The organism is Pseudomonas sp. CYM-20-01 (assembly GCF_023169845.1).
Classification (GTDB): Bacteria; Pseudomonadota; Gammaproteobacteria; order Pseudomonadales; family Pseudomonadaceae; genus Aquipseudomonas; species Aquipseudomonas azotoformans.
Window position 1 is genome coordinate 3,885,133 of the sequence record NZ_AP025169.1, and the last position, 26,626, is coordinate 3,911,758.

A 26,626-nucleotide genomic window follows, 5' to 3' on the forward strand; every position below is an offset into this window, starting at 1 on the left:
CGCCATGACGCTTCAACAATCCCGCCGCCTGCAAAGCCTGTTGCTCGGCACCCTGGCCTGGGCCATCGCGATCCTGATCTTCTTCCCGATCTTCTGGATGGTGCTGACCAGCTTCAAGACCGAAATCGACGCGTTCGCCACGCCGCCGCAGTTCATCTTCACGCCGACGCTGGAGAACTACCTGCACATCAACGAGCGCAGCAACTACTTCAGTTATGCGTGGAACTCGGTGCTGATTTCCTTCAGCGCCACCGCCTTGTGCCTGTTGATCTCGGTGCCGGCCGCCTACTCCATGGCGTTCTACGAAACCCAGCGCACCAAGGGCACGCTGCTGTGGATGCTGTCGACCAAGATGCTGCCGCCAGTGGGCGTGCTGATGCCGATCTACCTGCTGGCCAAGAGTTTTGGCCTGCTGGATACACGCATCGCGCTGATCATCATATACACCCTGATCAACCTGCCGATCGTGGTCTGGATGGTTTACACCTACTTCAAGGACATCCCCAAGGACATCCTCGAAGCCGCGCGCCTGGATGGCGCGACCCTGTGGCAGGAAATGGTCCGCGTACTGTTGCCGATTGCCAAGGGGGGCCTGGCCTCCACCGTGTTGCTGTCGCTGATCCTGTGCTGGAACGAAGCGTTCTGGTCGCTGAACCTGACCTCGTCCGCCGCTGCGCCGTTGACCGCGCTGATCGCTTCGTACTCCAGCCCCGAAGGGCTGTTCTGGGCCAAATTGTCCGCCGTGTCGACCCTGGCCTGCGCGCCGATACTGATCTTTGGCTGGATCAGCCAGAAACAGCTGGTGCGCGGCCTGTCCTTCGGCGCCGTTAAATAATAATTCCTAGCGGAGGCCCATCATGGCCAACCTGAAAATCAAGAATCTGCAAAAAGGCTTCGAAGGCTTTTCCATCATCAAGGGCATCGACCTGGAAGTGAACGACAAAGAATTCGTGGTGTTCGTCGGCCCGTCGGGCTGTGGTAAATCCACCCTGCTGCGCCTGATCGCCGGCCTCGAAGAAGTCAGCGAAGGCACCATCGAACTGGACGGGCGCGACATCACCGAAGTGACCCCGGCCAAGCGCGACCTGGCGATGGTGTTCCAGACCTATGCGCTGTACCCGCACATGAGCGTGCGCAAGAACATGTCGTTCGCCCTGGACCTGGCCGGGGTCGACAAGAAGCTGGTGGAAAGCAAAGTCAGCGAAGCGGCACGCATCCTGGAACTGGGCCCGCTGCTGGAGCGCAAGCCCAAGCAACTGTCCGGCGGCCAACGCCAGCGTGTGGCCATCGGCCGGGCGATTGTGCGTAACCCGAAGATCTTCCTGTTCGACGAACCGCTGTCCAACCTCGACGCCGCGCTGCGCGTGCAGATGCGCCTGGAGCTGGCGCGCCTGCATAAAGAGCTGCAGGCGACCATGATCTACGTGACCCATGACCAGGTCGAAGCCATGACCCTGGCCGACAAAGTGGTGGTGCTGAACAGTGGCCGTATCGAGCAGGTCGGCTCGCCGCTGGAGCTGTACCACCAGCCCGCCAACCTGTTCGTGGCCGGCTTTCTTGGCACGCCGAAGATGGGCTTCCTCAAAGGCAAGGTCACCCGCGTCGAAGGCCAGGGCTGCGAAGTGCAACTGGAGGCCGGCACCAGCATCAGCCTGCCGTTGAGCAGCGCCACCCTGAGCGTCGGCAGCGCAGTGACCCTGGGCATTCGCCCGGAGCACCTGGAAATCGCCGCGCCCGGCCAAACCACGCTGACCGTCACCGCCGACGTCGGCGAGCGCCTGGGCAGCGACACCTTCTGCCATGTCATCACCGCCAATGGCGAGCCGCTGACCATGCGGATCCGAGGCGACATGGCCAGCCAGTACGGCGAGACGCTGCACCTGCACCTGGACCCGGCGCACTGCCATCTGTTCGACACCGATGGCGTGGCCGTGGCCCGCCCACTGCGCGCTGCCGCCTGATTTCGCGAGATTGAGCTGATGAAACTGAATAAACACAACCTCACCCAGCTGGCATCGCAAGTGAAGCTGCCCAGCTATGCGATTGCCAGCACCACCCAGGGCATCGCCCATATCGGCGTCGGCGGTTTCCACCGTGCGCACCAGGCGTATTACACCGATGCGCTGATGAACACCGGCGAAGGGTTGGACTGGAGCATCTGCGGCGTCGGCCTACGCGCCGAGGACCGCAAGGCCCGCGACGACCTGGCTGGCCAGGACTACCTGTTCACCCTGTACGAACTGGGCGATACCGACGACACCGAAGTGCGGGTGATCGGCTCGATCAGCGACATGCTGCTGGCCGAAGACGGCGCCCAGGCGCTGATCGACAAACTGGCCGACCCGGCCATCCGCATCGTGTCGCTGACCATCACTGAGGGCGGCTACTGCATCGACGACAGCAACGGCGAGTTCATGGCCCACTTGCCGCAGATCCAGCACGACCTGGCGCACCCGAGCGCACCGAAAACCGTGTTCGGCTTTATCTGCGCCGCGTTGACCCAGCGCCGCGCCGCCGGCACCCCGGCGTTTACCGTGATGTCCTGCGATAACCTGCCGCACAACGGCGCCGTGACGCGCAAGGCGCTGCTGGCCTTCGCCGCCCTGCACAACGCCGAGTTGCACGACTGGATCAAGGCCAATGTGAGCTTTCCCAACGCCATGGTCGACCGCATCACGCCGATGACCAGCACCGCCCACCGCCTGCAATTGCACGACGAGCACGGCATCGACGATGCCTGGCCGGTGGTGTGCGAACCCTTTGTGCAGTGGGTGCTGGAAGACAAATTCGTCAACGGTCGCCCGGCCTGGGAAAAGGTCGGCGTGCAGTTCACCGATGACGTTACGCCCTATGAAGAGATGAAGATCGGCCTGCTCAACGGCAGCCACCTGGCGTTGACCTACCTGGGGTTTCTCAAGGGTTATCGGTTTGTGCACGAGACCATGAATGACCCGCTGTTCGTGGCCTACATGCGCGCCTACATGGACCTGGACGTCACGCCGAACCTGGCGCCGGTGCCGGGCATCGACCTGACGCAATACAAGCAGACATTGGTCGACCGCTTCTCCAACCAGGCGATTGCCGATCAATTGGAACGCGTGTGTTCCGATGGCTCGTCGAAGTTTCCCAAGTTCACCGTACCGACCATCAATCGCTTGATTGCCGATGGGCGCGAGACCGAGCGTGCGGCGCTGGTGGTGGCCGCTTGGGCGCTTTACCTCAAGGGCGTGGATGAGAATGGCGTGAGCTACAAGATCCCGGATCCGCGCGCCGAGTTCTGCCAGGGGCTGGTGAGTGAGGATGCATTGATCAGCAAGCGCCTGCTGGGGGTGGAGGAGATTTTTGGCACGGCTATTCCCAAGTCGGCTGAGTTTGTGGCAGCGTTCGAGCGGTGTTATGTGAGCTTGCGCGATAACGGCGTGACCAAAACACTGCAGCAACTCCTGAAGAAACCGACCTAAACATGTGGGAGGGGGCTTGCCCCCGATGAGGGAGTGTCAGTTGATGCATCTTTAGCTGACCCAGCGCTATCGGGGGCAAGCCCCCTCCCACATTGGAATGCATTGCCAACTCGAACAATAAACTGCTGAGCACACCCTCATGACCCAGCAAAACCTGTTTCTCGGCATCGACTGCGGCACCCAAGGCACCAAGGCCATCGTCCTCGACGCCTCCAGCGGCAAGGTACTCGGCCTCGGCGCTGCGGCGCACACCCTGATCAGCGGCGCCAACGGCCGCCGCGAACAGCACACCCAGGAATGGCTGGACGCTTTCACCGAAGCCACCCACCGCGCCCTGCAACAGGCCGGTGTGGACGGCCAGGACATCCTCGGTATCGGCGTGTCCGGGCAGCAACATGGCTTGGTGCTGCTGGATGAACACGGTGAGGTGTTGCGCCCGGCCAAGTTGTGGTGCGACACCGAAACCACGCCCGAAAACGAGCGCCTGCTGGCCTACCTGGGCGGCGAGAACGGCTCGCTGGAACGCCTCGGCGTGGCGATTGCGCCGGGCTATACCGTATCGAAACTGCTGTGGACCCGCGAACAGCACCCGGACCTGTTTGCGCGCATCGCACACATCCTGCTGCCCCACGACTACCTCAACTACTGGCTCACCGGCCGTGCCGTCGCCGAGTATGGCGATGCGTCGGGCACCGGCTACTTCAATGTGCGCAGCCGTGAATGGGATGTGGACCTGCTCAAGCACATCGATCCCAGCGGCCGTCTTGAAGCGGCGCTGCCGGCGTTGATCGAGGCGAATCAACGCGTGGGCACGATCCTGCCGGCCATCGCCGAACGCCTGGGCATCAACCCCAATGCCATCGTGTCCAGCGGCGGCGGCGATAACATGATGGGCGCCATCGGCACTGGTAATATCGCACCCGGCGTGATCACCATGAGCCTGGGTTCCTCGGGCACCGTGTATGCGTTTGCCGACCAACCCAACGTCAGCCCGCAGGCTTCGGTCGCTACCTTCTGCTCATCCAGCGGCGGCTGGTTGCCTTTGATCTGCACCATGAACCTGACCAATGCCACCGGGGTGGTCCGCGAGCTGTTCGACCTCGACCTGGCCGCGTTCAACGCCCTGGTCGAGCAATCTCCAATTGGCGCCGACGGTGTAAGCATGCTGCCGTTCCTCAACGGTGAACGCGTACCCGCCCTGCCCCACGCCACCGGCAGCCTGCACGGCCTGACCATGACCAACCTGACCCGCGCCAACCTGTGCCGCGCCGTGGTCGAGGGCACCACCTTCGGCCTGCGCTACGGCCTCGACCTGCTGCGCGAGACCGGCCTGCAAAGCCAGAGCATCCGCTTGATCGGCGGCGGTTCGAAAAGCCCGGTATGGCGCCAGATGGTCGCCGACATCATGAACACCGAAGTGATCTGCACCGAACAAAGCGAAGCCGCCGCCCTGGGCGCGGCGATCCAGGCGGCGTGGTGCCAGTCCGGCGAAGCGCTGGCCAGCCTTTGCGACAAATGCGTAAGCGTCGACCCCGCCAGCCGGACCCTGCCGGTGGCGGCCAGCGTGGGCGCCTACCAGCAGGCTTACGAGCGCTATCAACAACTCGTGGCAACCCTTTAAGAGCGAACGACTATGTATCTGGTGTGTGGTGAAGCGCTGTTTGATTTCTTCAGCGAGGAAGATGCCAGCGGGCAGGCCTCCAAGGTCAACTACAAGGCGATTGCCGGCGGTTCGCCGTTCAACGTGGCGGTAGGCCTGCGCCGCCTGGGTATCGAGGCCGGGTTGTTCGGCGGCTTGTCCACCGACTTCCTTGGCCGCCGCTTATTGCAGGTGCTCAAGGATGAAGGCGTGAGCGAGCAGTTCCTGGTGGAGTTCGCCGCACCGACCACCCTGTCGATGGTCGCCGTGGGCGCCGATGGTTCACCGCAGTACAACTTCCGTGGCGAAGGCTGCGCCGACCGGCTGCTGGAAATCGCCCATCTACCTGCCCTGGGCGATGATATTCGCGGCCTGCACATCGGTTCGTTCTCGCTGGTAGTGCAACCGATCGGCGACACGCTGCTGAACCTGGTCAAGCGCGAAAGCGGCAAGCGCCTGATCAGCCTCGACCCCAACGTGCGTCTCAACCCGCAGCCGGATATCCAGCTGTGGCGCGAGCGCGTGGCCGAGCTGGTCAAGCATGCCGACCTGATCAAGGTCAGCGACGAGGACCTGCACCTGCTCTACCCCGACCAATCGCCGGAAAGCGTGCTGCAGGGCTGGTTGCAACACCGTTGCCAATTGGTGTTCCTCACCCGTGGCGGTGACGGCGCGAGTGTGTTCAGCCGCCAGCACGGCAATTGGTCTGCGCCGGCGGTCAAGGTGGTGATGGCCGATACGGTGGGTGCCGGCGATACCTTCCAGGCCGCGCTGATCGCCTGGCTGACCGAGCAGCAGCTGGATTCGGTGGACGGCCTGCAACGGCTGACCCGTGCACAGATCGACGCCATGCTCGGCTTTGCGATCCGCGCCGCGGCGCTGACCTGCACCAAGACCGGCCCGGACCTGCCCTACCGCCAGCAGCTTGGATGAAGATTTTGTCAGCCAACTCAACATTAATCGATGGTTAATCCCGCAAGTCGACAGTGAAGTGGTACCCACTTGCGGAGCAACACCATGAAACTGCGCACCTTAATGCTCGGCGCCAGCCTGGCGCTGGCAGCCGTGTCAGGCCTGGCCCAGGCCGACGATCAAGTCGCCACTGTCAAACCCGTGCCCTACCACTACGGCCTGCCGATGAACATCGACAAGGTCCTGGCCATGAACGAAACCCCGACCGATGAATGCAAAGTCATCAAGGCGGATATCAAGTTCTTGGACAAGGCCGGCAAAGTCGAAGACGTGAGCTATCGGAAGATGTCCGACGCCTGCGACTTCCAGAACTGACTGGACAGCGCTGGGCCTGGCAATCACCAGGCCCACGGTTCAACATTCAAGTATTCAGTAAGCCCGTCCTCCTGCACGTTGCAGGATAGGGGTATGGGCGTGCTTGAGATCTTCACGTAACCCGGTGATCAAGTTGCAAATGGCCCGACTGCTGTCGAGTTTATCGGCGTTGATGCCTTTGACTTCCAAATCCACCCGGTCACGGTCATGGTCGTCGTAGACCTTGATCGTCAGCGAAGCATCTTCGGCTTTGGTGCATTCGCACCGTTTGGGCAGGAAACTTCCTTCAATAATGCTGCGAAGTTCTAATTCCGAAAGCATGGTCAACCTCTCCTTTTTTGAGACTGCCAACAGATTGTTATTAAACCCACGGGCGCTCGCCCGCTGCGTCTTGCCGACCCTGGAAGACGCTTCTAACACCCAAGCCTACTCGGCAAAATCGGCCATCGTTGTAACCTTTCCTCATAAGCGATGGGCCGGGTTATATAAGTAAAGCAGCGTTGTTCAAATCGTCGTCGATTGGCTGCGATTAAACGTTTAACCCTGAACTTGCGCTTTGCGCCGCAACTCTTTCAGCAACATGTCGCAAACTATCGAAGTTGATATTCGCCCCCGAATTGACCGCGACCAGGGTCTGCCCCTGTACGCCTCTAGTTGCCACGTACTTGCGCACACCCGCCACCGCCAATGCGCCAGAAGGCTCGGTGATAGAACGGGTATCGTCATAGATCAACTTGATGGCGCTGCACAATTCGTCGTTGCTGACGGTGATGACTTCATCCACCCAATGGCGGCAGATTTCAAACCCGTAGGCGCCGATCTGCGCCACCGCCGTACCGTCGGCAAACCCGTCGACACTGGGCAGCACCACCCGCTCCCCCGCTTGCAGCGCCGCCAACAGGCAGCTGGAGCCTTCGGGTTCGACGCCGATGATGCGCACCTCGGGACGCAGGTATTTGACATAGGCGGCGATCCCGGCGATCAGGCCACCACCGCCCACGGGCACGAAGATCGCGTCCAACGCGCCCTGTTGTTGACGCAGGATCTCCATGGCCACGGTGCCCTGGCCGGCAATTACATCCGGGTCATCGAAGGGCGACACGAAGGTGGCGCGGGATGACTCGGCCAGTTGCAACGCATGGGCCAGGGCAAAGGGGAAACTCTGCCCATGCAACACCGCTTCAGCACCGCGAGAGCGCACGCCGAGTACCTTGAGTTCCGGGGTGCTGGCGGGCATCACGATGCGCGCCTTGATCCCCAGTTCCCGCGCCGCCAGCGCCACGCCTTGTGCGTGGTTGCCCGCCGAGGCCGTGACCACGCCCCGGGCCTTTTGCGCGTCGCTCAACTGCATCAGCTTGTTGTAGGCGCCGCGGATCTTGAAAGAAAAGGTCGGTTGCAGGTCTTCACGCTTGAGCAGCACCTGGTTGCCCAGCAAGGCCGATAGCGCGGGCGCGACCTGCAACGGCGTGCGCACCGCCAGGTCGTAGACCGGGGCGGCGAGGATCTTCTTCACATACTGTTCAAGCAAGCCCGTGTCGGCGGTCTCGGGGCGGGTACTCATGGCTCTCTCCTGGCTTTTTGTAAAGGGCCCGGGAGACGGAAAAACAAAACCCGCCTCAAGGGCGGGTTTGGGTGCAGCCGTGCGCTATCCCGCCAAATGAGGAATGGCGGTAATAATGCTTGGCTGGCTGCGAAAGGTTTGAAAGGTCATGTCACGAAACTAACCGGCGGCCCGCGCCCAAGTCAATGGCCTTGCTCCATTTAGCGGCCGGGGGTTTACGCCCTATATACGAAACATATACGCTTTGTATATCAACCCAGCACAGTGAACACCATGGGCATCGTCAAGATCACCGACCAACTGCACGAACAACTGCGCCTGGCCAGCGCCGCGATGGACCGCTCCATCAACGCCCAGGCCGAATTCTGGATCAAGATCGGCCTGCTCGCCGAGCTCAACCCCCAGCTGCCCTACAACGAGTTGATCAACAAACTGTTGCTGGACAAGCCTGACCTGATCCGGGGGCGCAGTTGATGATCAAGACTGCCGCACAACTGGCCGTGATGCGTGAGTCCGGGCGCCTGCTGGCCCAGGTCTTCAGCATGCTCGATGGGTTCGTCGCCGCCGGCCGCTCCACCCTGGAGCTGGACGCCGCCGTCGAAGCCTTCATCCGCAATGACCTCAAGGCCCGCCCGGCGAGCCTGGGCCAGTACGACTACCCCTTCTGCATCAACACCTCGATCAATGAGGTGGTGTGCCATGGCATGCCCAGCGCCAAGGAGATCCTCAAGGACGGCGACATCATCAACATCGACATCACCCTGGAAAAAGGCGGATTTATCGCCGACTCCAGCAAGATGTACATGATCGGCAGCGTCGCGCCCAAGGCCCGGCGCCTGGTGGAGCAGACCTTTGAAGCCATGTGGGCCGGTATCCGCCAGGTCAAGCCCGGCGCGCGCCTGGGGGATATCGGCCATGCGATCCAGAGCCATGCGCAGGCCAACGGCTATAGCGTGGTGCGTGAGTATTGCGGCCACGGGATTGGGCGCGAGATGCACGAAGAACCGCAGGTCCTGCACTTCGGCCGCCCCGGTACCGGGCTGGTATTGCGCGAAGGCATGGTGTTCACCGTCGAGCCGATGCTCAACCAGGGCAGCTCGAAAGTGCGCAGCTTGAAGGATGGGTGGACGGTGGTGACCAAGGACAACAGCCTGTCCGCGCAGTGGGAGCATACGGTGGCGGTGACGGCGGACGGCTTTGAGGTCCTGACGTTGCAACCCTCCCCCTGACGCCAGCGCCTACAATTTGATGCGCGTGAGGCCCAGGACCATCAACCCACCGCCCACTCCCATTGCCGCCAAGAACAGTGGATACGACACCCACCACGGCGTCCCCGCCGTCATCATGCTGAACTCCGACATGCCGCCGATACTCGCAATCAGGTTGAGCGGCAGGAATACCACGTTGATCAGCGTGAGCTTGCGCAACAGGTTGTTCATGCTGTTGTTCATCAGGTTGCCGCGCGCGTCGATCAGCCCGGAAAACACATTGGAATAGATCTCCGCCTGTTTGTAGCACTGGTGGTTCTCGATGACCAGGTCATCGATCAAGCCAATGATCTCAGCGCTGAAATGCTCCTTCTCTGCGTGGTTGCGCAGCCGCGACAACACCGCGCCGTTGCTGTGCAGCGCGTTGATGTAATAGATCAGGCTTTCGCTGAGGCTGAACATCTGCATCAGGTGGTGGTTGCTCATGGACGCATTGAACTGCTGCTGCAGCTCGCGGGCGACCAGCTTGATCACCTTGAGATGACCGAGGTAATGGTGGATGTTGTTGAGCAGCAGGTCGAGCAGCACATCCAGCGGCGTGTGCAGCGGACGGCGCTTGCCCAGGCCGGTCAGCGGGGTTTCGTCGGTGGCGATCACCAGCAGGCGGCTGGGGGAAAACAGCAGGCCGCAGGACGACACTTCGAACACTAGGTTGCCGCCGCCGGAGTAGTTCTCGGGGCGTTTCCAGATCAGGAACAGATTGTCGGGGTGAAACTCGATACGCGAGACTTCATCCGGGTCCAGGGCCGAGGCCAGGGCGTGTTCATCCAGTTTGTGATGGTCGCGCAGCCACCCACGTTCGGCCAGGTCAGGGTTGTTGAACAGCATGATCGGGGCTGCGTCACTCTCCCCGCCCTGCAGCTTGCCATCGATCAGCTCGAAACGCTGGATCATCGCCGGGTCACCAGACCTGGCCCTGACGCTTCAACTCCAGGCGCCGCACGAACTCCTCCAGCACCAGGCCATACAGGTCGTCCTGCAAGTAGGCGTCCTCGATGCCCGCATCCAGGTTCGGGTTGTCGTTGACCTCTATGACCACCACCTTGTCACCGGACTGCTTGAGGTCGACGCCGTAGAGGCCATCGCCGATCAGGTTGGCGGTCTTCACTGCCAACTCGACCACCGCCCTGGGCGCTTCATGCACCGCCAGGGTGCGGCATTCGCCGTTGATGGCCTGGCCGATGGCCTTGTGGTTGTAGATCTGCCAATGGCCCTTGGACATGAAGTACTGGCAGGCGAAGATCGGCTTGCGGTTGAGCACGCCGATGCGCCAGTCGTATTCGGTGTAGAAGAATTCCTGGGCCAGCAACAGCACTGAATGCTCGAACAACTCGGCGGTGGCCTTGAGCAAGGCTTCCTGGCTTTCAACCTTGATCACGCCACGGGAAAAGCAACCGTCAGGGATCTTCAGCACCAGCGGGAAGCCCAGGCGCTCGCCGACCCGCTCGAAGTCTTCCGGTCGCTCCTTGTACAGAATTTCGGTGGCGGGCATGCCCAGTTGGTGGCTGTTGAGCAAGTCGGTGAGGTAGACCTTGTTGGTACAGCGCAGGATCGACGCCGGGTCGTCCATCACCACCAGGCCTTCGCTTTCGGCTTTCTTGGCGAAGCGGTAGGTGTGGTTGTCGACGCTGGTGGTCTCGCGGATCAGCAAGGCGTCGTACTCGGCCAGGCGCGAATAGTCCTTGCGCTCGATCAACTCCACATCGATGCCCAGGCCCCTGCCCACGCGGATGAAATTGTCCAACGCCTTGGCATTCGACGGCGGCAATTGCTCCTGGGGATCGTGCAGGATGGCCAGGTCATAACGGGCCAGGCGACGTGAGCGCGGCTGGCGCCATATCTTGCGGCTGAAGTTGTCCAGCGCATGGGCGAATTGATCTTCCTGGTCATCGCGCAACTTGTGCAATACACCGGACTTGATCCCTTCGATATGCCAGCCGTTACTCCTTTTGAAATCAACTAACAGGATGGGACACGGGAACGCTTCAAATAACTGACGGGCCAGGTCCTGCAACGGCTCTATATTGGTCCGGCCAAAATACAGTGTCAGGGTAAAGCCTTCGGTATTGCTGTAAAGATGATGACTCAAGGCTTTATCGAGGGTTTTATCCAGGTCATCCAGGGCCAGGCCGTACAGCGACTTCTTGGTCAGTTCGCTGATGGTGCGCACCGACGGAATCACCTTGTGCCCACGGGCTTCGGCCAGCAGCGAGCAGTAGTAACCGTGCCCCAGGTACTTGTAGCTGCGGCACAGGTTGATCACCTGCACCCGCTTGCCGGTCTCGGTTTCCCGGGTCTGTTCCAGGTATTCCTGGGCGGTGACGATGTCTTCGCTGGGGAAGTAGGAGGCCCAATCTTCCTTGCGCTCGACAATAATCACGACTTGACGGGTTCCTTTGAGTGCGGCAGAAAAATAACCTTTATCAGTTATTGTCGTCGCGACTGTTTGCTCCGATACTTCACGCCAATGACCTTGTACCGCCGACATAATAGTTGATCCGCTTTAGAGAACTCGACCTTTTCTATTAAGCACGATCATTTAGAGAAGTCCCGTTTCGTTACACAACTTTTACGGCGGTCATATGGCTCTTTGCTTTCGCGTTGCAACCTCCAACGATGTGTCTGAACTGGTGGCACTGGAACAGCGCTGTTTCAGCAGCGACCGGCTGTCATCGCGCAGTTTCCAGTGGATGGTCAGCCGCGCCCACGGCCAGTTGCTGGTGGCGGAAAATGACCGGCAGTTACTCGGCTATGCGCTGGTGTTATTTCGTCGGGGCGCCTGCTCGGCGCGCCTGTATTCGATTGCCATTGCCGAGCATGCACGCGGCATTGGCTTGGGCAAGCAGTTGCTGAACGACGTGGAAGCTATCGCAGTGGCACAGGGCTATACCTGCATACGTCTGGAAGTACGCACCGACAACCCCGGCGCCCTCAACCTCTATGAGCGCAACGGTTATCGGCGCTTTGCCCTGATCAACGACTACTACGAAGACCACACTCCCGCCCTTCGCCTGGAAAAACACCTGTAGCAAGCCCGCTCACTACTTGCACGGATCAAGCTTGCACGGATCAAGCCACCTGTTTGATTGCCGCCTTGGCTTCCAGCTCACGCACCAGCGGCAACACGCGCTTGCCGAAGTATTCGACTTCTTCCTGGAAGTGCAGGAAGCCCGCGAGCACCAGGTCCACCCCCACTGCCTTGAGCGCGACGATGCGCTCGGCAATCTGCTGCGGCGTGCCGATCAGGTTGGTCTTGAAGCCATCGTTGTACTGCACCAGGTCCTCGAAGCTGGACTTGGCCCAGTTGCCCTCGCCCTCCGGCGACGCCTTGCCGGCCTGTTTCGCTGCATCACCGAAGGCATTCACCGCTTCCGGGTCGGCCTTGTCGATGATCTCGGCCAGCACGGCGCGGGCTTCTTCCTCGGTGTCGCGGGCGATCACGAAGGCGTTGACGCCGACTTTGACCGAGTGGTTATTGGCCGCCGCCTTGGCGCGGATGTCATCGACCTGGGCCTTGATGCCTTCCGGGGTGTTGCCGTTGGTGAAGTACCAATCCGACACTCGCGCGGCCATGTCCCGCGCCGCCCGCGAGCTGCCGCCCTGGAACACTTCCGGCTGGCCCAGTGGCTTGGGCTTGAGGGTGTAATTGTTGAACCGGTAGAAGTCGCCCTTGAAGGTAAAGTCATCCTGGGTCCAGATGCCCTTGAGGGCGCGGATGAATTCTTCGGAACGGCGATAACGCTCGTCGTGCTCCAGCCAGTGCTCGCCAATGGCCTGGAACTCGCCCTTGAACCAACCGCTGACGATATTCACCGCGATACGGCCATGGGTGAGCTGGTCGATGGTCGCCAATTGCTTGGCCGCCAGCGCCGGTTGCCACGGGCCGGGCAGGATCGCGGCGATCACCTTGAGCGTGGTGGTCGCGGCCAGCAACGCGTGGCTGAACGCCACGGATTCGTGCTGGTTCTCGGCGCCGTAGCCGGCGGTGAAACGGATCTGGGTCAGGCCGTACTCGAAGCCTGCAGCCTCGGCCAGTTGCGCCAGCTTGCGGTTGTAATCGATGCCCCAGTGGGTGCGTTGTTCGATTTTGCTGACCACCAGCCCACCGCTGACGTTGGGCACCCAGTAGGCAAATTTCACGGCGTGTTGAGTCATCGGACGGTACCTCGTACAAAAGGGATGTACCAGGGCTTGAGCAGCAAGCGTGCCAGGCTGGGGAAACGCCCAGACCAGGCGGCTTGGGCCTGATACCCGGCACCATCGCCAGTGTGTTGGATTGCGTCGGTTTGTCGATCCGCTGTTGCCAGGGCAACAGTAACTCGACGTTTGTCCCCGTAAATACGCACCCCGGAACCCGGCACGGACTGTGCAATCCCCTCTGCATCGATCACTGCCCAGGAACCTCGCCATGACCGAACATCACGTCATCAACCCGCTGTCCATCGGCGTCGACTACCCCACGCTGGCGGCACGTTTCCGCCCGATCTTCCAGCGCATCGCCGAAGGTGCCGTAGCGCGCGAACACAATCGCACCCTGCCCCATGAGCCGATCCAGTGGCTCAAAGAGGCAGGGTTTGGCGCCGTCCGCGTGCCGGTGGAATATGGCGGCGGTGGTGCTTCATTGCCGCAGTTGTTCGAACTGCTGATCGAACTGGCCGAAGCCGACTCCAACGTGCCCCAGGCCCTGCGCGGGCACTTCGCCTTTGCCGAAGACCGCCTGAATGCACCGCCCGGCGCCGGCCGCGACCTGTGGTTCAAGCGTTTCGTGGACGGCGATATCGTCGGCTGTGCCTGGACCGAAATCGGCAACGTGGCCATTGGCGACGTGGTCACCCGGGTCAGCCCCGACGGCGACCAGTGGAAGCTCAATGGAGAGAAGTTCTACAGCACCGGCAGTATCTTTGCCGACTGGATCGACGTGTACGCCCAACGCAGCGACACCGGTGGCGACGTGATCGCCGCGACCCGCGCCCGTCAACCGGGCGTGGTGCACAGTGACGACTGGGACGGTTTTGGCCAGCGCACCACCGGCAGCGGCACGTCGCGCTTTAGCGATGCGGTGGTGGAGGCGGACAACGTGATCGACTTTGCCACGCGCTTCAAATACCAGACCGCGTTCTACCAGTTGGTGTTGCTGGCCACGTTGGCGGGTATCGGCCGTGCGGCCGTGCGTGATGTGGCGCATCAGGTGCGCAGCCGCAAGCGCATCTACAGCCATGGCAATGCGGCGCATGTCAGCCAGGATGCGCAGATTCAACAGGTGGTGGGTGAAGTGGCGGCGCTGGTGTATGCCGCCGAGGCGAGTGCGCTGAAAGCGACGTTGCCGGCGCAACGGGCGTATGTGGCGCGATTTGGCGGGGATGATGCGGTAGAGCGCGAAGCGAACGTGGCGGCCGAGATTGAGTCGGCTACGGCGCAGGTGGTGGTGTCGGGGTTGATCCAGCGGGCGACCAGTGAGTTGTTTAATGCGTTGGGGGCTTCGGATGTGCGTCAGGGGAAGGCGCTGGATCGGCATTGGCGGAATGCGCGGACGGTGTCGTCGCACAATCCGGTGATTTACAAGGCGCGGATTGTGGGGGATTGGGTGGTCAATGGGGCTGAGCCGCCGTTTGTTTGGCAGATTGGGAATGGGCCTGGCGTCGTGGGTTGAGGTTTTTTATAGGGGGCATATCCGTTATTTGGGTAACGGCTACTTATGGTTCCGCTCTTACAGCGGCTCACTTTTGAAAGAGCGCAAAAGTAAGCAAAACGCTCTTGCCCCAACACTCGGCACCTCGCCCAGGCTCGGTGCCGAGTGTTGGGGCGAAGCGTTTTTGGTTACTTTTGGCGCTCTTTCAAAAGTGACCCGCCGTAAGGGCGGAACCAATAGCCGCCGTTACCGGGACTGTCAGATATTTTGTGTGCGGGCCGGTAACGGCCTGCCGTCAGGCAGGCCCTGCTTTTACCAGGTAGGCCTGATAAATCGATCTCCGTAAAGAATCGCAAATTGATTCATCGCACTTTTCCAATCATGGGCCGCTGAGCCCCAGTTGGCGGTGATATTGCGCAGTCCAAGCCAGATCAGTTTTGTCGCCGCATCGTCGGTCGGGAAGTGGCCGCGCGTCTTGATGATCTTGCGCAACTGAGCGTTGATGCTCTCGATGGCGTTGGTCGTGTAGATCACTTTTCGGATCGCCGGCGGGAACACGAAAAATGGGACCACACGATCCCAAGCGCGACGCCAGGCAGCCACTACCGTCGGATATTGCTTGCCCCATGGCCCACTTTCAAACGCATCCAGCGCCTGCTCGGCCGCTTCGGCGGTCACCGCCTGATAGATCGGCTTAAGCGCCTTGGCCAGTTCGCGACGCTTGTCCCAAGCCGCGTAATCAAGGCTGTTGCGGATCAGATGAACAATGCATGTTTGCAGTGTCGTGTCTGGAAACACGGCGTTGAGCGCTTCTGGCATGCCTTTGAGGCCATCGGTCACAGCAATCAACACGTCTTCGACGCCGCGTGTCTTGAGGTCGTTGAAAACCTTCATCCAGAACTTGGCGCCCTCGGTATTTTCTATCCAGATGCCGAGAATATCGCGTGTTCCGTCAGGCAAAACACCCAGGGCCAAGTAGATCGCCTTGTTGCGAACCAGCCCCTCTTCGCGGATTTTGACCCGTAGAGCATCGAAGAAAATAACCGGATACATCGGCTCCAAAGGCCGCTGTTGCCATGCACCGATCTCTGCCATGACCTCGTCGGTCACAGAGCTGATGAAGTCCGGAGAAACATCAGTACCGTACTGCTCGGAAAGAAACGCCCGGATCTCTCTGACCGTCATTCCACGGGCATACATGGCAATGATCTTGTCATCGAACCCGGTGTAGCGGCGCTCGTGCTTGGGAATCAGGATAGGGGAAAAACTGCCGTCCCGATCACGTGGAATATCCAGTCGGAGCGGGCCATCGCCGGTGAGAACCGTCTTGCCGCTCTTGCCATTGCGCTGGTTGGTTTCATCCTCTGGGCGCTGTGCGCCCGGCGGATAGCCCAGGTGATGACCGAGCTCAGCACTCAGCGCTCGCTCGATCAAAGCCTTCTTGAACGCCGCAGACGCGTCCTCGATGGCTTCAGCGGTCATCGGACCATCGGTGAATTGCTCGAGAAGCTCTTTCGGGATTTTCGGCAGCTCTCGCAACGCGGGTTTCTTTTTGGTTGGCATACATGCACCTCTTACTCATGTTATGCCCGAACACAAAATTACTGACACCCCCCCGTTACCTAAATAACGGATATACCCCCAATCAGAAAGCCAGTTTATAACCAATGGCCATGAGCATAACCGCCAAACAAGGCCGCAACACCCCGTCCGGCAGCTTCCCCGTCATATGACTACCAACATAGATCCCCGGCAAAGACCCCATCAACAAAAACCCGAGCAGATGCCAATCCATATTCCCCATGCTGGCATGCCCCAACCCCGCCACCAGGGTCAGCGGCACCGCATGCGCGATCTCAGTCCCCACCAGCCGCCGCGTAGCCAGGAACGGATACAGAATAAACAACGCGACCGTCCCCAGCGCTCCCGCGCCAATGGACGTCAGCGCCACCATGGTACCGAGGATCGCCCCCGTCACCACCGTCAGCGCATTCAGATTGCGCGGGCTCATGTGATAGCTATCACCCGCATGCCGCTGGGCAAACGCCAACAGGCGGTTCTTGAACAGAATCGCCAACGCGGTCAGCAGCAACACCACACCAAGCGCCTGCTTGATCACCGCATTCATCGCGCTGGGATCGGTGTGCAGGCTGGCCAGGAACCACAGCGTCAGCAACACCGCAGGCACGCTGCCCAGGGTCAGCCAGCCGGTGATGGTCCAGTCGATGTTCTTGTTCTTGCCGTGCACCAGCACCCCACCCGACTTGGTGATGGCGGCGTACAGCAGGTCGGTGCCTACCGCGGTGGCCGGGTTGATGCCGAACCACAACAGGATTGGCGTCATCAACGAACCACCGCCCACACCGGTCATGCCCACGATAAAACCAACGATCAGGCCGGCAACCACGAAACCAAAATTACCCACATCCATTACAGCTACCTGCGGCCTTATAAATTTCTGGCCGCAGGATAGCGATTTTTCTTATAACGACTTATACCAATATGATCTGACTTTATGCCTTTTAGACCAGTCGATGACAGACGTAAGCCTGGGTCTGATACGGGAAGGCCACGGTGTCGCGCCCTTTCAATGCAGGATGGGTGTCGACCAGCGCCTGCAATTGCGCGGTGACGCGGGCCTTGGGCTCATCGGCCAACGCGGCAATAAAGCTCACGGAGAGGAAACGATCCATGATCACCTCCTGAGGGCTGCCAACATGGCTGTAGGGGAAACAGGTCACTTCGGGTTGGGAAAAATACTTGCCGCTGAAGGCATCACGCCAGCGGCCGGTATGAAAGCGCGGCGTATCACCCTCGTACGGGGTAATGATGTCGGTGATCGCGGCGACCCAATCCACCGATTCATCCCGCACATTCCACACCAGGCCAAGGCGGCCGTCAGGCTTGAGCACGCGATGGATTTCCGCCAGGGCCGCCTCGGTGGAAAACCAGTGGAACGCCTGGGCGCACACCACTGCATCGGCGCTGGCGGCTGGCAAGGGGATGGATTCAGCGGTGCCATTGAGCAGGCGCACATCCGGCAGCAGTTTGGTCAACTGCGCGCCCATCGCCGCCACCGGCTCGACCGCGATCAGGGTCGGTGCCAGGGTGCTGAGCAAACGGGTGAACTTGCCGGTGCCGGCGCCCAGGTCAATCACGCTGGACTGCGCGCTGATGCGCAATGTGTCGGCCAGCCAGCCGGTGAGTTGCCGTGGATAATCCGGCCGCCCCTGGGCGTAGGTAACGGCCTGGGTAGAGAAACCTTGTTGAGCAGACGTGTGCACACCAGTCATTGCCAATCTCTCCTCGGGTAAAACGGGGACACAGTGTGCGCCCTCTGAGGTTTATTTTCTAATCGCTGCATCCAATCGTGCTCGCCGTGGGTAGTCCTTTCAGTCACCCCGCTGTTTTACTGAAATGGAGAAGTACCCATGAACGCTAAAGCACTGTTCTGCCTCACCGCCCTGCTCGCCGCCGCGCCGGCCGCCTTTGCAACCCAGGCCGACTTGCCCGACAGCATCAAGGTGCCGGACGGCCACAAAGTGGCGTTGGAAACCACCGGCGTCGGCGAAATCACCTACGAGTGCCGTGACACAGCCAACGCTGCCGGCCAGACCGAGTGGACGTTTGTCGGGCCCAAGGCGGTGTTGAATGACCGCAGCGGCAAACAAGTCGGCACCTACTTCGGCCCACCCGCCACCTGGCAGGCCAAGGACGGCTCGAAAATCACCGGCACACAGTTGGCCGTGGCGCCGTCCGGCGCGGGCAACCTGCCGTATCAACTGGTCAAGGCCAACCCGGCCGAAGGCAAGGGGGCAATGAGCGGCGTAAGCTACATCCAGCGCGTGGCGCTTAAGGGTGGCGTGGCGCCGAACAGCGCATGCACCGCGGCCAACAAGGGCAAGCAGGAAGTGGTGAAGTACCAGGCGGATTACATCTTCTGGGCGGCCAACTGAGCAAAGTCGGCTACGCTGCCCCCAATACCGATCGTTGGGGGGAGCACCACGTGTTTGATTACGACGCCTGCCTGCAGGCCTGCGCCCGTGGTGACCAACGCGCCTTGCGCCAGCTCTACGAGCAGGACAGCAGCCGCTTGCTCGGCGTGGCGCTGCGCATCGTCCGGGACAAGGCCCTGGCCGAAGACATCGTGCATGACGCGTTCATCAAGATCTGGCGTGGCGCCGGCAGTTTCGACCCCAGCCGCGGTTCAGCCCGTGGCTGGGTGTTCAGCGTGACCCGGCACTTGGCGCTCAATGTGGTGCGCAATCACTACCGCGAAGTGCCGCTGGACGATGAACACGAGCAGGTCGCAGCCACCGACACCTTTGAATTCACCACACGCTCCGGGCAAGTCCACACCTGCCTGGAGCAGCTCGACCCGGCCCGTCGCACGTGCATCCTGCATGCCTATGTCGACGGTTTTTCCCACAGCGAAATCGCCCGGAAACTGGACACCCCGCTGGGGACCGTCAAAGCCTGGATCAAACGTAGCCTCGCCGCGCTGCGGGAGTGCATGGCATGAGCAACCCTCTGGACGAACTGGCCGGCGAATATGTACTGGGCACCCTGCCCGGCGAACAGCGCGCCGAAGTGGAGCAACGACTCAAGCACGACGCCGAGCTGCGCGCCGCAGTCGACGCCTGGGAGCAGCGTCTGTTGCCGTTGACCGCCTTGGCGGAGCCCGTGCCGCCCTCCGCTGAATTGTGGCGACGCATCGAGCGCCACACTGCCAGCGCCCACACCCCCTGGTGGAACCTGCTGGCCGTATGGCGCGGCCTGGCCGGTGCCGGGCTGGTCACCACGCTGGCCCTGGCCACGCTGTTGCTGACGCGTCCGCCCGTCCTGGAACCCCGCTTTGTGGTGGTGCTGGTCGCGCCGCAAAGCCAAGCACCGGGCTGGGTGATTCAGGCCAGCAATGACCAGCAGATTCAGTTGATCCCCTTGGGCGTGATGGAAGTGCCAGCCGACAAGGCCTTGCAGTTCTGGACCAAGGGCGATGGGTGGCAGGGGCCGGTGTCGTTGGGGCTGGTCAAGCCCGGCCAGACACTGTCGGTGCCGCTGGACAAGCTGCCACCGTTGACGCAGAACCAGCTGTTCGAGCTGACCCTGGAAGACCCACGGGGCTCGCCGACCGGCAAGCCCACCGGACCAATCCAGGCGATCGGCCGCGCCGTCAAGGTGCTTTGATCAAGCGACGTTGGGCAACCACACGCGGAACCGCGCACCGCCCAACGGTGACGCCAGCGCGGTCAAGGTGCCGCCCTGGGCTTCCAGGGCGCGCCGGCTGATGGCCAGGCCGAGGCCGAAACCGCCAGTGGCGCGATCACGGCTGCGATCCAGGCGGTAGAACGGCTCGAAGATGCGCTCACGCTGGTCGAGCGGGATGCCGATGCCGTCATCGTCCACCCAGATTTCACAGCCCTTGGCGCAGACGTTCACGCCGACCTGAATGCGTTTGTCGCAGTAACGCGTGGCATTGCGCAGTAGGTTCTGCAAGGCGCGGGCGGTGAGGCGCGGGTCGAGGCTGAAGCGCTCCACGGCGCAGTCGAGCGCGACATCGATAACGATCTCGGGGTTTTCCAGTTCGTCGTCGACGCTGCCCAGTACGCTGTCGATAAACTCATCAAGCACCACCTCGACCCGCTCCGGCAGTTGCGCCGGGTTTTGCAGGCGGCTGTAGGACAGTAGCTCCAGCACCAGCTCATCCAGCTCGCGAATATGCGCCACCAGGCCATGCAGGCGTTCACGACTGGCCTCGGGCAAATCTTCGGACAGCGCCAGCGCCAGGCCGAAATCCAGGCGCGTGAGCGGCGTGCGCAGTTCATGGGAAACGGCGTTGAGCAAATCGCGCTGCTGGTTGAGCAGGTGCTCGATGTCGTCGGCCATGGTGTCGAACACCGCCGCCAGGCTGCCGATGCTGGAGCTGGCTGGCAGCTGTGTGCGTTCGGCCAGGTTGCCCCGGCCCAGTTGCCCGGCGGTGCTTTTCAGGCGTTCCAGGTCGCGCCAATGCGGGCGCAGCCATACCAGCAGGCAGGCCAGTAACGCGGCGACGATCAGCACGTTGATCGCCCAATACAGCACGTTCATGTCCATCGGGTCGGGCGGTATGGTCAGCTTGACCACGAATTGCTCATTGATCGGCGAGCTGATCTGCTCCATCCAGCCCCACTCGCCCAGGCGCACCACCGACTTTCCCTGCTCCAGCAACTGTTCTTCTGCCGGGGTGTAGCTGGCGTCCTGGCGCAGCAATAATTGCACTTTCAGCGGCGCAAAATCGCGGCCCAGTTGCTCGGTCACCTGTGACCAACGCTCCACCGGCGCCCGCTGGTATTGCTTGACGATCAGCTTTTGCTGGCCGCGGGTCTGCTCGATGTTGTAGTTCATGTAGCGGTGTTCGAACAGCTGGATCACCAACGAAGGGATCAGATAGATCGCCAGGCTGTAGGTAACAATGGTGATCAGGTAGAGGCGTAGCAATACACGAAACATGGCTCAGCATTCCCACTCGGAACGGCTGAACAGGTAGCCCTTGCCCCACACCGTCTTGATCTTGCGCGCCTCGCCGGCGTTGTCGTCGAACTTGCGGCGCAGCTTGGAGATGGCCACATCCACCGACCGGTCGGTGCCGTTGAACTCGATGCCGCGCAGGCGTTGCAGGATCTGGTCGCGGCTGAGCACTTCACCCGCATGCCGCGCCAGCACCACCAGCAGGTTATATTCGCCGCTGGACAACTCCACCGCCTGGTCGCGCCAGGTCACGGTGCGCTCGGACAGGTCGATGCACAGGTTGCCCATGGTGATCTGGTCGTTGGCGACCTGGGGCTCGGAAAGACTGCTGCGGCGCAATAACGTACGCACCCGCGCCAGCAGCACACGCGGCTCGCAGGGCTTGGTCACGTAGTCGTCGGCGCCCATTTCCAGGCCCAGCACCTGGTCGTGGCTGTCATCGCGGGCGGTGAGCATCAGGATCGGCAGGCCCGCCGAGTCGGCACGCAGCAGGCGGCACACCTGCAGGCCGTCGAGGCCGGGCAGCATCAGGTCGAGGATCACCAGGTCCGGTGGGTTCAGGCGTGCGCGTTCACGGACATGGTCGCCACGGCTGAGCACGCTGACGTGGTAGCCATTGCGTTCCAGGTAGCTGGCAATCAGCTCGGAAAGTGCGGCGTCGTCTTCCACCAGGAGGATGTTGGGCATAAAGGTGTTTCCAGAAAATACAGTTGTTGGTCGTACACAAATCCCATGTGGGAGGGGGCTTGCCCCCGATAGCGGTGGCTCAGTGAAGCATATTTCGACTGATACACCGCTATCGGGGGCAAGCCCCCTCCCACATGGCATCTCCAGTGTTTGCAGGATTGTGCAAGGATATACGCCCCCGGCGCCCCGCGCGCCGCACCTTACATTTCTTCACACACGAGCTACACAGCTTCACAGCACCACGGCGCAGGTGACCTTAGGATGCGCCAGTCAATATTGGGATAAGAGCATGTCGAAGAATCTGTTTGCGCCATTTTGCCTGCTGGCCCTCACCCTGGCCCTGAGCGCATGTGGTGACTCTGCCGCCGAAGCGCCGGAAATGCCCCTGGCCAAAGTGCGCATCGAAACCCTGGAAGCCAAGCCGCTGTCGATCAGCAGCGAACTGAGCGGGCGCATTGCCGCGCCGCGCATCGCCGAAGTGCGCGCACGGGTCGCCGGTGTGGTGATGCAACGGGTGTTCAAGGAAGGCCATGACGTGAAACAGGGCGACGTGCTGTTTCGCATCGACCCCGCGCCGTTCAAGGCCGACCTCGACAGCGCCCAGGCCAACCTGAGCAAGGCCGAGGCGGATGCCTTCAAGGCGCGCCTGCAGGAGCAGCGCTACAGCCAATTGGTGGAAGGCAACGCCATCAGCGGCCAGGACTACGACAACGCCCGCGCCGCCGTGCGCCAGACCAACGCCGAAGTCGCCGCCAACAAGGCCGCCGTGGAGCGCGCCCGCTTGAACCTGGGCTATGCCACTGTGACCGCGCCGATTTCCGGGCGCATCGGTCGTGCGCTGGTAACGGAAGGCGCGCTGGTCGGCCAGAACGAGGCCACGCCGCTGGCGATCATCCAGCAACTGGACCCGATCCACGCCGACCTGACCCAGTCCAACCGCGAACTCAACGACCTGCGCCGCGCCTTCCGCGCTGGCAGCCTTAAGCAGGTTGGCCAGGACCAGGCCAAGGCCACGCTGATCGAGGATGACGGCAGCCTGTACCCACTGCCAGGCAAGTTGCTGTTCGCCGAGATCAGCGTCGACCCCGGCACCGGGCAGATCATCCTGCGCAGCGAGTTCCCCAACCCGGACCTCGACCTGCTGCCCGGCAGCTTTGTGCGGGTGCGCCTGGAGCAAGCCGTCGACAAGCAAGGCATCAGCGTGCCGCAACGCGCCATCACCCGTGACAGCGCCGGTATCCCGATGGTCTTGCTGCTGGACGCCGAGCAGACCGTGAGCCAGCAGCCGGTGGAGTTGGGCGCGGTGGTCAACGATCGCTGGATCGTCAGCAGCGGCCTCAAGGCCGGTGACCGCATCATCGTCGAAGGCCTGCAACACGCGCGCCCCGGTGAAAAAGTTGAAGTGGACGACAGCCCGCTCGTAAAGGAATAACCCGCCATGCCGCAGTTCTTTATTGACCGCCCGATCTTCGCCTGGGTGGTCGCCCTGTTTATCCTGCTGGCCGGCTTGCTGGCCATCCCGCAGTTGCCGGTGGCGCAGTACCCCAACGTTGCGCCGCCAAAAGTCGAAATCTACGCGGTGTACCCTGGCGCTTCGGCCCAGACCCTGGACCAAAGCGTGGTCAGCCTGATCGAGCAGGAGCTCAACGGTGCCGATCACCTGCTGTATTTCGAATCCCAGAGCAGCCTGGGTTCGGCCACCATCACCGCCACCTTCCAACCGGGCACCAACCCGGAAATGGCCCAGGTGGATGTGCAGAACCGCCTCAAGGCTGTCGAGCCGCGCCTGCCGCAAGCGGTGACTCAGCAAGGCTTGCAGGTGGAGAAGGTCTCCGCCGGCTTCCTGTTGCTGGTGACCCTTACGTCCAACGACGGCAAGCTCGATGACGTGGCGCTCAGCGACTACCTGGCGCGCAACGTGATGAACGAGCTCAAGCGCCTGGATGGCGTGGGCAAGGCCCAGCTGTACGGTGCCGAGCGTGCCATGCGGATCTGGATCGACCCGCAGAAGCTGATCGGCTTCAACCTCACGCCAGCCGACGTCAACGCCGCGATCAGCGCGCAGAACGCCCAGGTCTCGGCGGGTAGCATCGGTGACCTGCCGGGCACGAATACCCAGGAAATCACCGCCGCGATCCTGGTCAAGGGCCAGTTGTCGACGCCGGCTGAATTCGCCGACATTGTGCTCAAGGCCAACCCGGACGGCTCCACCGTGCGCATCGGCGATGTGGCACGGGTGGAAGTCGGCAGCCAGGAATACCAGTTCTCCACACGCCTGAACGGCAAGCCCTCCACCGCGGTCAGCGTGCAGTTGTCGCCCGGCGCCAATGCGCTGAGCACCGCGACGCTGGTGCGGGCGAAGATGGACGAGCTGTCGCGCTATTTCCCGGCCAATGTGGAATACAAGATTCCGTACGACACCTCGCCGTTCGTCAAGGTTTCGATCACCAAGGTGGTCTACACCCTGCTTGAAGCCATGGCGCTGGTGTTCGCGGTGATGTTCCTGTTCCTGCAGAACGTGCGCTACACCTTGATCCCGACGCTGGTGGTGCCGATTGCGCTGATGGGCACCTTCGCCACCATGTTGCTGCTGGGCTTTTCGATCAACGTGCTGACCATGTTCGGCATGGTACTGGCCATCGGTATCCTGGTGGACGACGCGATTGTGGTGGTGGAGAACGTCGAGCGGATCATGGCCACCGAGGGCCTGTCGCCCAAGGAGGCGACGAAAAAGGCCATGGGCCAGATCACCGGCGCCATCATCGGCATCACCCTGGTGCTGGTGGCGGTGTTTCTTCCGATGGCGTTCATGGCCGGTTCGGTGGGGGTGATCTACCAGCAATTCTCGCTGTCGATGGCCACCTCGATCCTGTTCTCGGCGTTCCTCGCCCTGACCTTGACCCCGGCCCTGTGCGCCACCTTGCTCAAGCCGATCCCCCAGGGCGAGCACCATGCCAAGGGCGGTTTCTTTGGCTGGTTCAACCGGCGTTTCGATCAGTTCACCGACCGCTATGAAGGCTGGGTGGCCTATGCCCTCAAGCGCAGCGGCCGCTACCTGCTGATCTACCTGGTGTTGCTGGTGGGCCTGGGCTGGATGTTCAGCCGCCTGCCCTCCTCGTTCCTGCCAGTGGAAGACCAGGGCTACACCATCACCGACATCCAGTTGCCACCCGGTGCGAGCAAGAACCGCACGGTGCAGGTGGCCGAGCAGATCGAAGCGCACAACGCCGAGGAGCCTGGGGTGGGTGATACCACCATGATCATGGGCTTCAGCTTCTCCGGCTCCGGGCAGAACGCAGCGCTGGCGTTTACCACGCTCAAGGATTGGTCGCAGCGCGGCAGCGACGATTCCGCTTCGTCGATTGCCGACCGCGCCAACATGGCCTTCAGCGAGCTGAAAGATGCGGTGGCCTACGCGATTCTGCCGCCGCCCGTGGACGGTCTGGGTACCTCCAGCGGCTTCGAGTTCCGCCTGCAGGACCGCGGTGGCGTGGGCCATGCCGCGTTGATGGCCGCGCGTACCGAGTTGCTGGCAGCGGCCGCGAAAAGCCCGATCCTGGCCAACGTGCGCGAAAGCGCGCTGGCCGAAGCACCGCAAGTGCAGCTTGAAGTGGACCGCAAGCAGGCCAATGCGCTGGGCGTGTCGTTTGCCGATGTCGGCAATGTGCTGTCCTCGGCCATCGGTTCGGCCTATATCAACGACTTCCCCAACCAGGGCCGCATGCAGCGCGTGGTGGTGCAGGCCGAAGGCGACCAGCGCAGCCAGGTGGCGGACTTGATGAAAATCAACGTGCGCAACAACGCCGGCAAGATGGTGCCACTGTCCGCCTTTGTCGAAGCCAAATGGACCCAGGGCCCGGCTCAGTTGACCCGTTACAACGGCTACCCGGCCATCGCGATTTCCGGCGAAGCCGCTCCGGGGCACAGTACCGGCGAAGCCATGGACGAGATCCAGCGGTTGGTCAGCCAACTGCCCGCCGGCCTGGGCCAGGAATGGACCGGCTTGTCGTTGCAGGAGCGCTTGTCCGGCTCCCAGGCCCCGATACTGCTGGGCTTGTCGCTGCTGATCGTGTTCCTGTGCCTGGCGGCGTTGTATGAAAGCTGGTCGATCCCGACCTCGGTACTGCTGGTGGTGCCGCTGGGTGTGCTGGGCGCGGTATTGGCCGTGGCCTTGCGTGGCATGCCCAACGATGTGTTCTTCAAAGTGGGCCTGATCACCATCATCGGCCTGTCGGCGAAGAACGCGATCCTGATCATCGAATTCGCCAAGGACCTGTACGACCAGGGTGAAGACCTGATGAGCGCCACCCTGAAGGCTGCGCGCTTGCGCTTGCGACCGATCATCATGACCTCGCTGGCGTTCATCCTCGGCGTGGTGCCGCTGGCAATTGCCACGGGTGCCAGTTCCGCGAGCCAGCAGGCGATTGGCACCGGTGTGATTGGCGGCATGATCACCGCAACGCTGGCGGTGGTGTTTGTGCCGGTGTTCTTTGTGGTAGTCATGAAGCTAGTGAAGAAATCTCCCCGGTAAACCGAGTTAAACCCTGTGGGAGGGGGCTTGCCCCCGATGCGGTATGTCAGCTGAAC

24 protein-coding genes and 1 pseudogene are annotated in these 26,626 nt (G+C 61.8%); 15 read left to right on the forward strand and 10 right to left on the reverse strand.

Translation table 11 applies throughout. The features are described from left to right. The first annotated feature begins 4 nt into the window (after positions 1-4). From M2497_RS17230 to M2497_RS17255, 6 genes are all read left to right on the forward strand, one after another. Positions 5-835, forward strand: a complete 831-nt coding sequence (locus M2497_RS17230) for a carbohydrate ABC transporter permease (RefSeq protein ID WP_003173672.1) — start codon at positions 5-7, stop codon at positions 833-835. A 22-nt stretch (positions 836-857) separates the two neighbouring features. Further along, complete coding sequence (gene ugpC, locus M2497_RS17235; protein ID WP_248481869.1) at positions 858-1,961, forward strand: sn-glycerol-3-phosphate ABC transporter ATP-binding protein UgpC; 1,104 nt, start codon at positions 858-860, stop codon at positions 1,959-1,961. An 18-nt stretch (positions 1,962-1,979) separates the two neighbouring features. Further along, a complete protein-coding gene (locus M2497_RS17240; protein WP_248481870.1) occupies positions 1,980-3,461 on the forward strand; it encodes a mannitol dehydrogenase family protein in 1,482 nt (493 codons plus the stop codon). 139 nt (positions 3,462-3,600) lie between these two features. After that, entirely contained in the window at positions 3,601-5,082 is a 1,482-nt protein-coding gene (gene xylB / locus M2497_RS17245) for a xylulokinase (protein ID WP_248481872.1), read from the forward strand. Positions 5,083-5,094: 12 nt separating this feature from the next. After that, the gene (locus tag M2497_RS17250; protein ID WP_248481874.1) at positions 5,095-6,033 is read left to right on the forward strand and encodes a carbohydrate kinase; all 939 of its coding nucleotides are present in this window, start codon (positions 5,095-5,097) and stop codon (positions 6,031-6,033) included. 84 nt (positions 6,034-6,117) lie between these two features. Beyond that, complete coding sequence (locus M2497_RS17255; protein WP_071492597.1) at positions 6,118-6,387, forward strand: DUF2790 domain-containing protein; 270 nt, start codon at positions 6,118-6,120, stop codon at positions 6,385-6,387. 54 nt (positions 6,388-6,441) lie between these two features. Here the strand turns inward: M2497_RS17255 and M2497_RS17260 are convergent, their stop codons facing one another. Continuing rightward, positions 6,442-6,708, reverse strand: coding sequence for a DUF1652 domain-containing protein (locus M2497_RS17260; protein WP_248481876.1), 267 nt, complete (start codon positions 6,706-6,708; stop codon positions 6,442-6,444). Positions 6,709-6,916: 208 nt separating this feature from the next. Beyond that, the gene (gene ilvA, locus M2497_RS17265; protein WP_248481877.1) at positions 6,917-7,948 is read right to left on the reverse strand and encodes a threonine ammonia-lyase, biosynthetic; all 1,032 of its coding nucleotides are present in this window, start codon (positions 7,946-7,948) and stop codon (positions 6,917-6,919) included. A 273-nt stretch (positions 7,949-8,221) separates the two neighbouring features. Between ilvA and M2497_RS17270 the strand changes: the two genes are divergently transcribed. Beyond that, complete coding sequence (locus M2497_RS17270) at positions 8,222-8,422, forward strand: ParD-like family protein (RefSeq protein ID WP_058425498.1); 201 nt, start codon at positions 8,222-8,224, stop codon at positions 8,420-8,422. Then, the gene (gene map / locus M2497_RS17275; RefSeq protein ID WP_248481879.1) at positions 8,422-9,177 is read left to right on the forward strand and encodes a type I methionyl aminopeptidase; all 756 of its coding nucleotides are present in this window, start codon (positions 8,422-8,424) and stop codon (positions 9,175-9,177) included. The genes M2497_RS17270 and map overlap by 1 nt, the downstream gene beginning before the upstream one ends. 9 nt (positions 9,178-9,186) lie before the next feature. Here map and M2497_RS17280 read toward each other — a convergent pair whose 3' ends face one another. Next, positions 9,187-10,110 carry a magnesium transporter CorA family protein gene (locus tag M2497_RS17280; protein WP_248481881.1) on the reverse strand — a complete coding sequence of 308 codons (924 nt, stop codon included), beginning with the start codon at positions 10,108-10,110 and terminating at the stop codon, positions 9,187-9,189. A 7-nt stretch (positions 10,111-10,117) separates the two neighbouring features. Further along, entirely contained in the window at positions 10,118-11,704 is a 1,587-nt protein-coding gene (locus M2497_RS17285; RefSeq protein WP_248481884.1) for a RimK family protein, read from the reverse strand. 94 nt (positions 11,705-11,798) lie between these two features. Between M2497_RS17285 and M2497_RS17290 the strand changes: the two are divergent. Further along, positions 11,799-12,242 (forward strand): annotated as a pseudogene (locus M2497_RS17290) (N-acetyltransferase); the annotation flags it as partial. Between the two features lie 43 nt (positions 12,243-12,285). On the opposite strand, the gene sfnG reads toward M2497_RS17290, so the two are convergent. Beyond that, on the reverse strand, positions 12,286-13,371 hold the full coding sequence (sfnG, locus tag M2497_RS17295) for a dimethylsulfone monooxygenase SfnG (RefSeq protein WP_058425503.1): 1,086 nt from the start codon (positions 13,369-13,371) through the stop codon (positions 12,286-12,288). A gap of 253 nt (positions 13,372-13,624) precedes the next feature. Here sfnG and M2497_RS17300 point away from each other — a divergent pair, with 253 nt between their 5' ends. Continuing rightward, positions 13,625-14,866 (forward strand): acyl-CoA dehydrogenase family protein, encoded by a 1,242-nt coding sequence (locus tag M2497_RS17300; RefSeq protein WP_248481886.1) that lies wholly within the window; start codon positions 13,625-13,627, stop codon positions 14,864-14,866. A 291-nt stretch (positions 14,867-15,157) separates the two neighbouring features. Here the strand turns inward: M2497_RS17300 and M2497_RS17305 are convergent, their stop codons facing one another. The 3 genes from M2497_RS17305 to M2497_RS17315 form a co-directional block, all read right to left on the reverse strand. Next, positions 15,158-16,408: an IS256 family transposase gene (locus M2497_RS17305; protein WP_248481889.1), complete on the reverse strand. Its 1,251-nt coding sequence runs from the start codon at positions 16,406-16,408 to the stop codon at positions 15,158-15,160. 82 nt (positions 16,409-16,490) lie between these two features. Beyond that, positions 16,491-17,276 (reverse strand): sulfite exporter TauE/SafE family protein, encoded by a 786-nt coding sequence (locus M2497_RS17310; RefSeq protein ID WP_058424851.1) that lies wholly within the window; start codon positions 17,274-17,276, stop codon positions 16,491-16,493. Between the two features lie 91 nt (positions 17,277-17,367). Next, positions 17,368-18,138, reverse strand: a complete 771-nt coding sequence (locus M2497_RS17315; protein ID WP_248481891.1) for a class I SAM-dependent methyltransferase — start codon at positions 18,136-18,138, stop codon at positions 17,368-17,370. Between the two features lie 138 nt (positions 18,139-18,276). On the opposite strand from M2497_RS17315, the gene M2497_RS17320 reads away from it, so the two are divergent. The 3 genes from M2497_RS17320 to M2497_RS17330 are packed head-to-tail and all read left to right on the forward strand — an operon-like array spanning position 18,277 to position 20,032. After that, positions 18,277-18,801, forward strand: a complete 525-nt coding sequence (locus M2497_RS17320; protein ID WP_248481893.1) for a DUF3455 domain-containing protein — start codon at positions 18,277-18,279, stop codon at positions 18,799-18,801. Positions 18,802-18,851: 50 nt separating this feature from the next. Continuing rightward, positions 18,852-19,367, forward strand: a complete 516-nt coding sequence (locus M2497_RS17325) for a sigma-70 family RNA polymerase sigma factor (RefSeq protein ID WP_248481895.1) — start codon at positions 18,852-18,854, stop codon at positions 19,365-19,367. After that, a complete protein-coding gene (locus tag M2497_RS17330; protein ID WP_248481897.1) occupies positions 19,364-20,032 on the forward strand; it encodes an anti-sigma factor in 669 nt (222 codons plus the stop codon). The genes M2497_RS17325 and M2497_RS17330 overlap by 4 nt, the downstream gene beginning before the upstream one ends. Here the strand turns inward: M2497_RS17330 and M2497_RS17335 are convergent, their stop codons facing one another. Both M2497_RS17335 and M2497_RS17340 read right to left on the reverse strand, forming a co-directional pair. Further along, positions 20,033-21,334: an ATP-binding protein gene (locus tag M2497_RS17335; protein WP_248481899.1), complete on the reverse strand. Its 1,302-nt coding sequence runs from the start codon at positions 21,332-21,334 to the stop codon at positions 20,033-20,035. A 3-nt stretch (positions 21,335-21,337) separates the two neighbouring features. Beyond that, the gene (locus tag M2497_RS17340; RefSeq protein ID WP_248481901.1) at positions 21,338-22,039 is read right to left on the reverse strand and encodes a response regulator transcription factor; all 702 of its coding nucleotides are present in this window, start codon (positions 22,037-22,039) and stop codon (positions 21,338-21,340) included. A 289-nt stretch (positions 22,040-22,328) separates the two neighbouring features. Between M2497_RS17340 and M2497_RS17345 the strand changes: the two genes are divergently transcribed. Together M2497_RS17345 and M2497_RS17350 are read left to right on the forward strand one after the other, a co-directional pair. Next, positions 22,329-23,471 carry an efflux RND transporter periplasmic adaptor subunit gene (locus tag M2497_RS17345; RefSeq protein WP_248481903.1) on the forward strand — a complete coding sequence of 381 codons (1,143 nt, stop codon included), beginning with the start codon at positions 22,329-22,331 and terminating at the stop codon, positions 23,469-23,471. A 6-nt stretch (positions 23,472-23,477) separates the two neighbouring features. Beyond that, the gene (locus M2497_RS17350) at positions 23,478-26,570 is read left to right on the forward strand and encodes an efflux RND transporter permease subunit (protein WP_248481906.1); all 3,093 of its coding nucleotides are present in this window, start codon (positions 23,478-23,480) and stop codon (positions 26,568-26,570) included. Positions 26,571-26,626 lie beyond the last annotated feature (56 nt).

Bases quoted from the DNA above. Each gene is read 5' to 3' on its own strand.
- M2497_RS17230 (WP_003173672.1), top strand. From the start codon at position 5: ATGACGCTTCAACAATCCCGCCGCCTGCAAAGCCTGTTGCTCGGCACC.
- ugpC (WP_248481869.1), top strand. From the start codon at position 858: ATGGCCAACCTGAAAATCAAGAATCTGCAAAAAGGCTTCGAAGGCTTT.
- M2497_RS17240 (WP_248481870.1), top strand. From the start codon at position 1,980: ATGAAACTGAATAAACACAACCTCACCCAGCTGGCATCGCAAGTGAAG.
- xylB (WP_248481872.1), top strand. From the start codon at position 3,601: ATGACCCAGCAAAACCTGTTTCTCGGCATCGACTGCGGCACCCAAGGC.
- M2497_RS17250 (WP_248481874.1), top strand. From the start codon at position 5,095: ATGTATCTGGTGTGTGGTGAAGCGCTGTTTGATTTCTTCAGCGAGGAA.
- M2497_RS17255 (WP_071492597.1), top strand. From the start codon at position 6,118: ATGAAACTGCGCACCTTAATGCTCGGCGCCAGCCTGGCGCTGGCAGCC.
- M2497_RS17260 (WP_248481876.1), bottom strand. From the start codon at position 6,708: ATGCTTTCGGAATTAGAACTTCGCAGCATTATTGAAGGAAGTTTCCTG.
- ilvA (WP_248481877.1), bottom strand. From the start codon at position 7,948: ATGAGTACCCGCCCCGAGACCGCCGACACGGGCTTGCTTGAACAGTAT.
- M2497_RS17270 (WP_058425498.1), top strand. From the start codon at position 8,222: ATGGGCATCGTCAAGATCACCGACCAACTGCACGAACAACTGCGCCTG.
- map (WP_248481879.1), top strand. From the start codon at position 8,422: ATGATCAAGACTGCCGCACAACTGGCCGTGATGCGTGAGTCCGGGCGC.
- M2497_RS17280 (WP_248481881.1), bottom strand. From the start codon at position 10,110: ATGATCCAGCGTTTCGAGCTGATCGATGGCAAGCTGCAGGGCGGGGAG.
- M2497_RS17285 (WP_248481884.1), bottom strand. From the start codon at position 11,704: ATGTCGGCGGTACAAGGTCATTGGCGTGAAGTATCGGAGCAAACAGTC.
- sfnG (WP_058425503.1), bottom strand. From the start codon at position 13,371: ATGACTCAACACGCCGTGAAATTTGCCTACTGGGTGCCCAACGTCAGC.
- M2497_RS17300 (WP_248481886.1), top strand. From the start codon at position 13,625: ATGACCGAACATCACGTCATCAACCCGCTGTCCATCGGCGTCGACTAC.
- M2497_RS17305 (WP_248481889.1), bottom strand. From the start codon at position 16,408: ATGCCAACCAAAAAGAAACCCGCGTTGCGAGAGCTGCCGAAAATCCCG.
- M2497_RS17310 (WP_058424851.1), bottom strand. From the start codon at position 17,276: ATGGATGTGGGTAATTTTGGTTTCGTGGTTGCCGGCCTGATCGTTGGT.
- M2497_RS17315 (WP_248481891.1), bottom strand. From the start codon at position 18,138: ATGACTGGTGTGCACACGTCTGCTCAACAAGGTTTCTCTACCCAGGCC.
- M2497_RS17320 (WP_248481893.1), top strand. From the start codon at position 18,277: ATGAACGCTAAAGCACTGTTCTGCCTCACCGCCCTGCTCGCCGCCGCG.
- M2497_RS17330 (WP_248481897.1), top strand. From the start codon at position 19,364: ATGAGCAACCCTCTGGACGAACTGGCCGGCGAATATGTACTGGGCACC.
- M2497_RS17335 (WP_248481899.1), bottom strand. From the start codon at position 21,334: ATGTTTCGTGTATTGCTACGCCTCTACCTGATCACCATTGTTACCTAC.
- M2497_RS17340 (WP_248481901.1), bottom strand. From the start codon at position 22,039: ATGCCCAACATCCTCCTGGTGGAAGACGACGCCGCACTTTCCGAGCTG.
- M2497_RS17345 (WP_248481903.1), top strand. From the start codon at position 22,329: ATGTCGAAGAATCTGTTTGCGCCATTTTGCCTGCTGGCCCTCACCCTG.
- M2497_RS17350 (WP_248481906.1), top strand. From the start codon at position 23,478: ATGCCGCAGTTCTTTATTGACCGCCCGATCTTCGCCTGGGTGGTCGCC.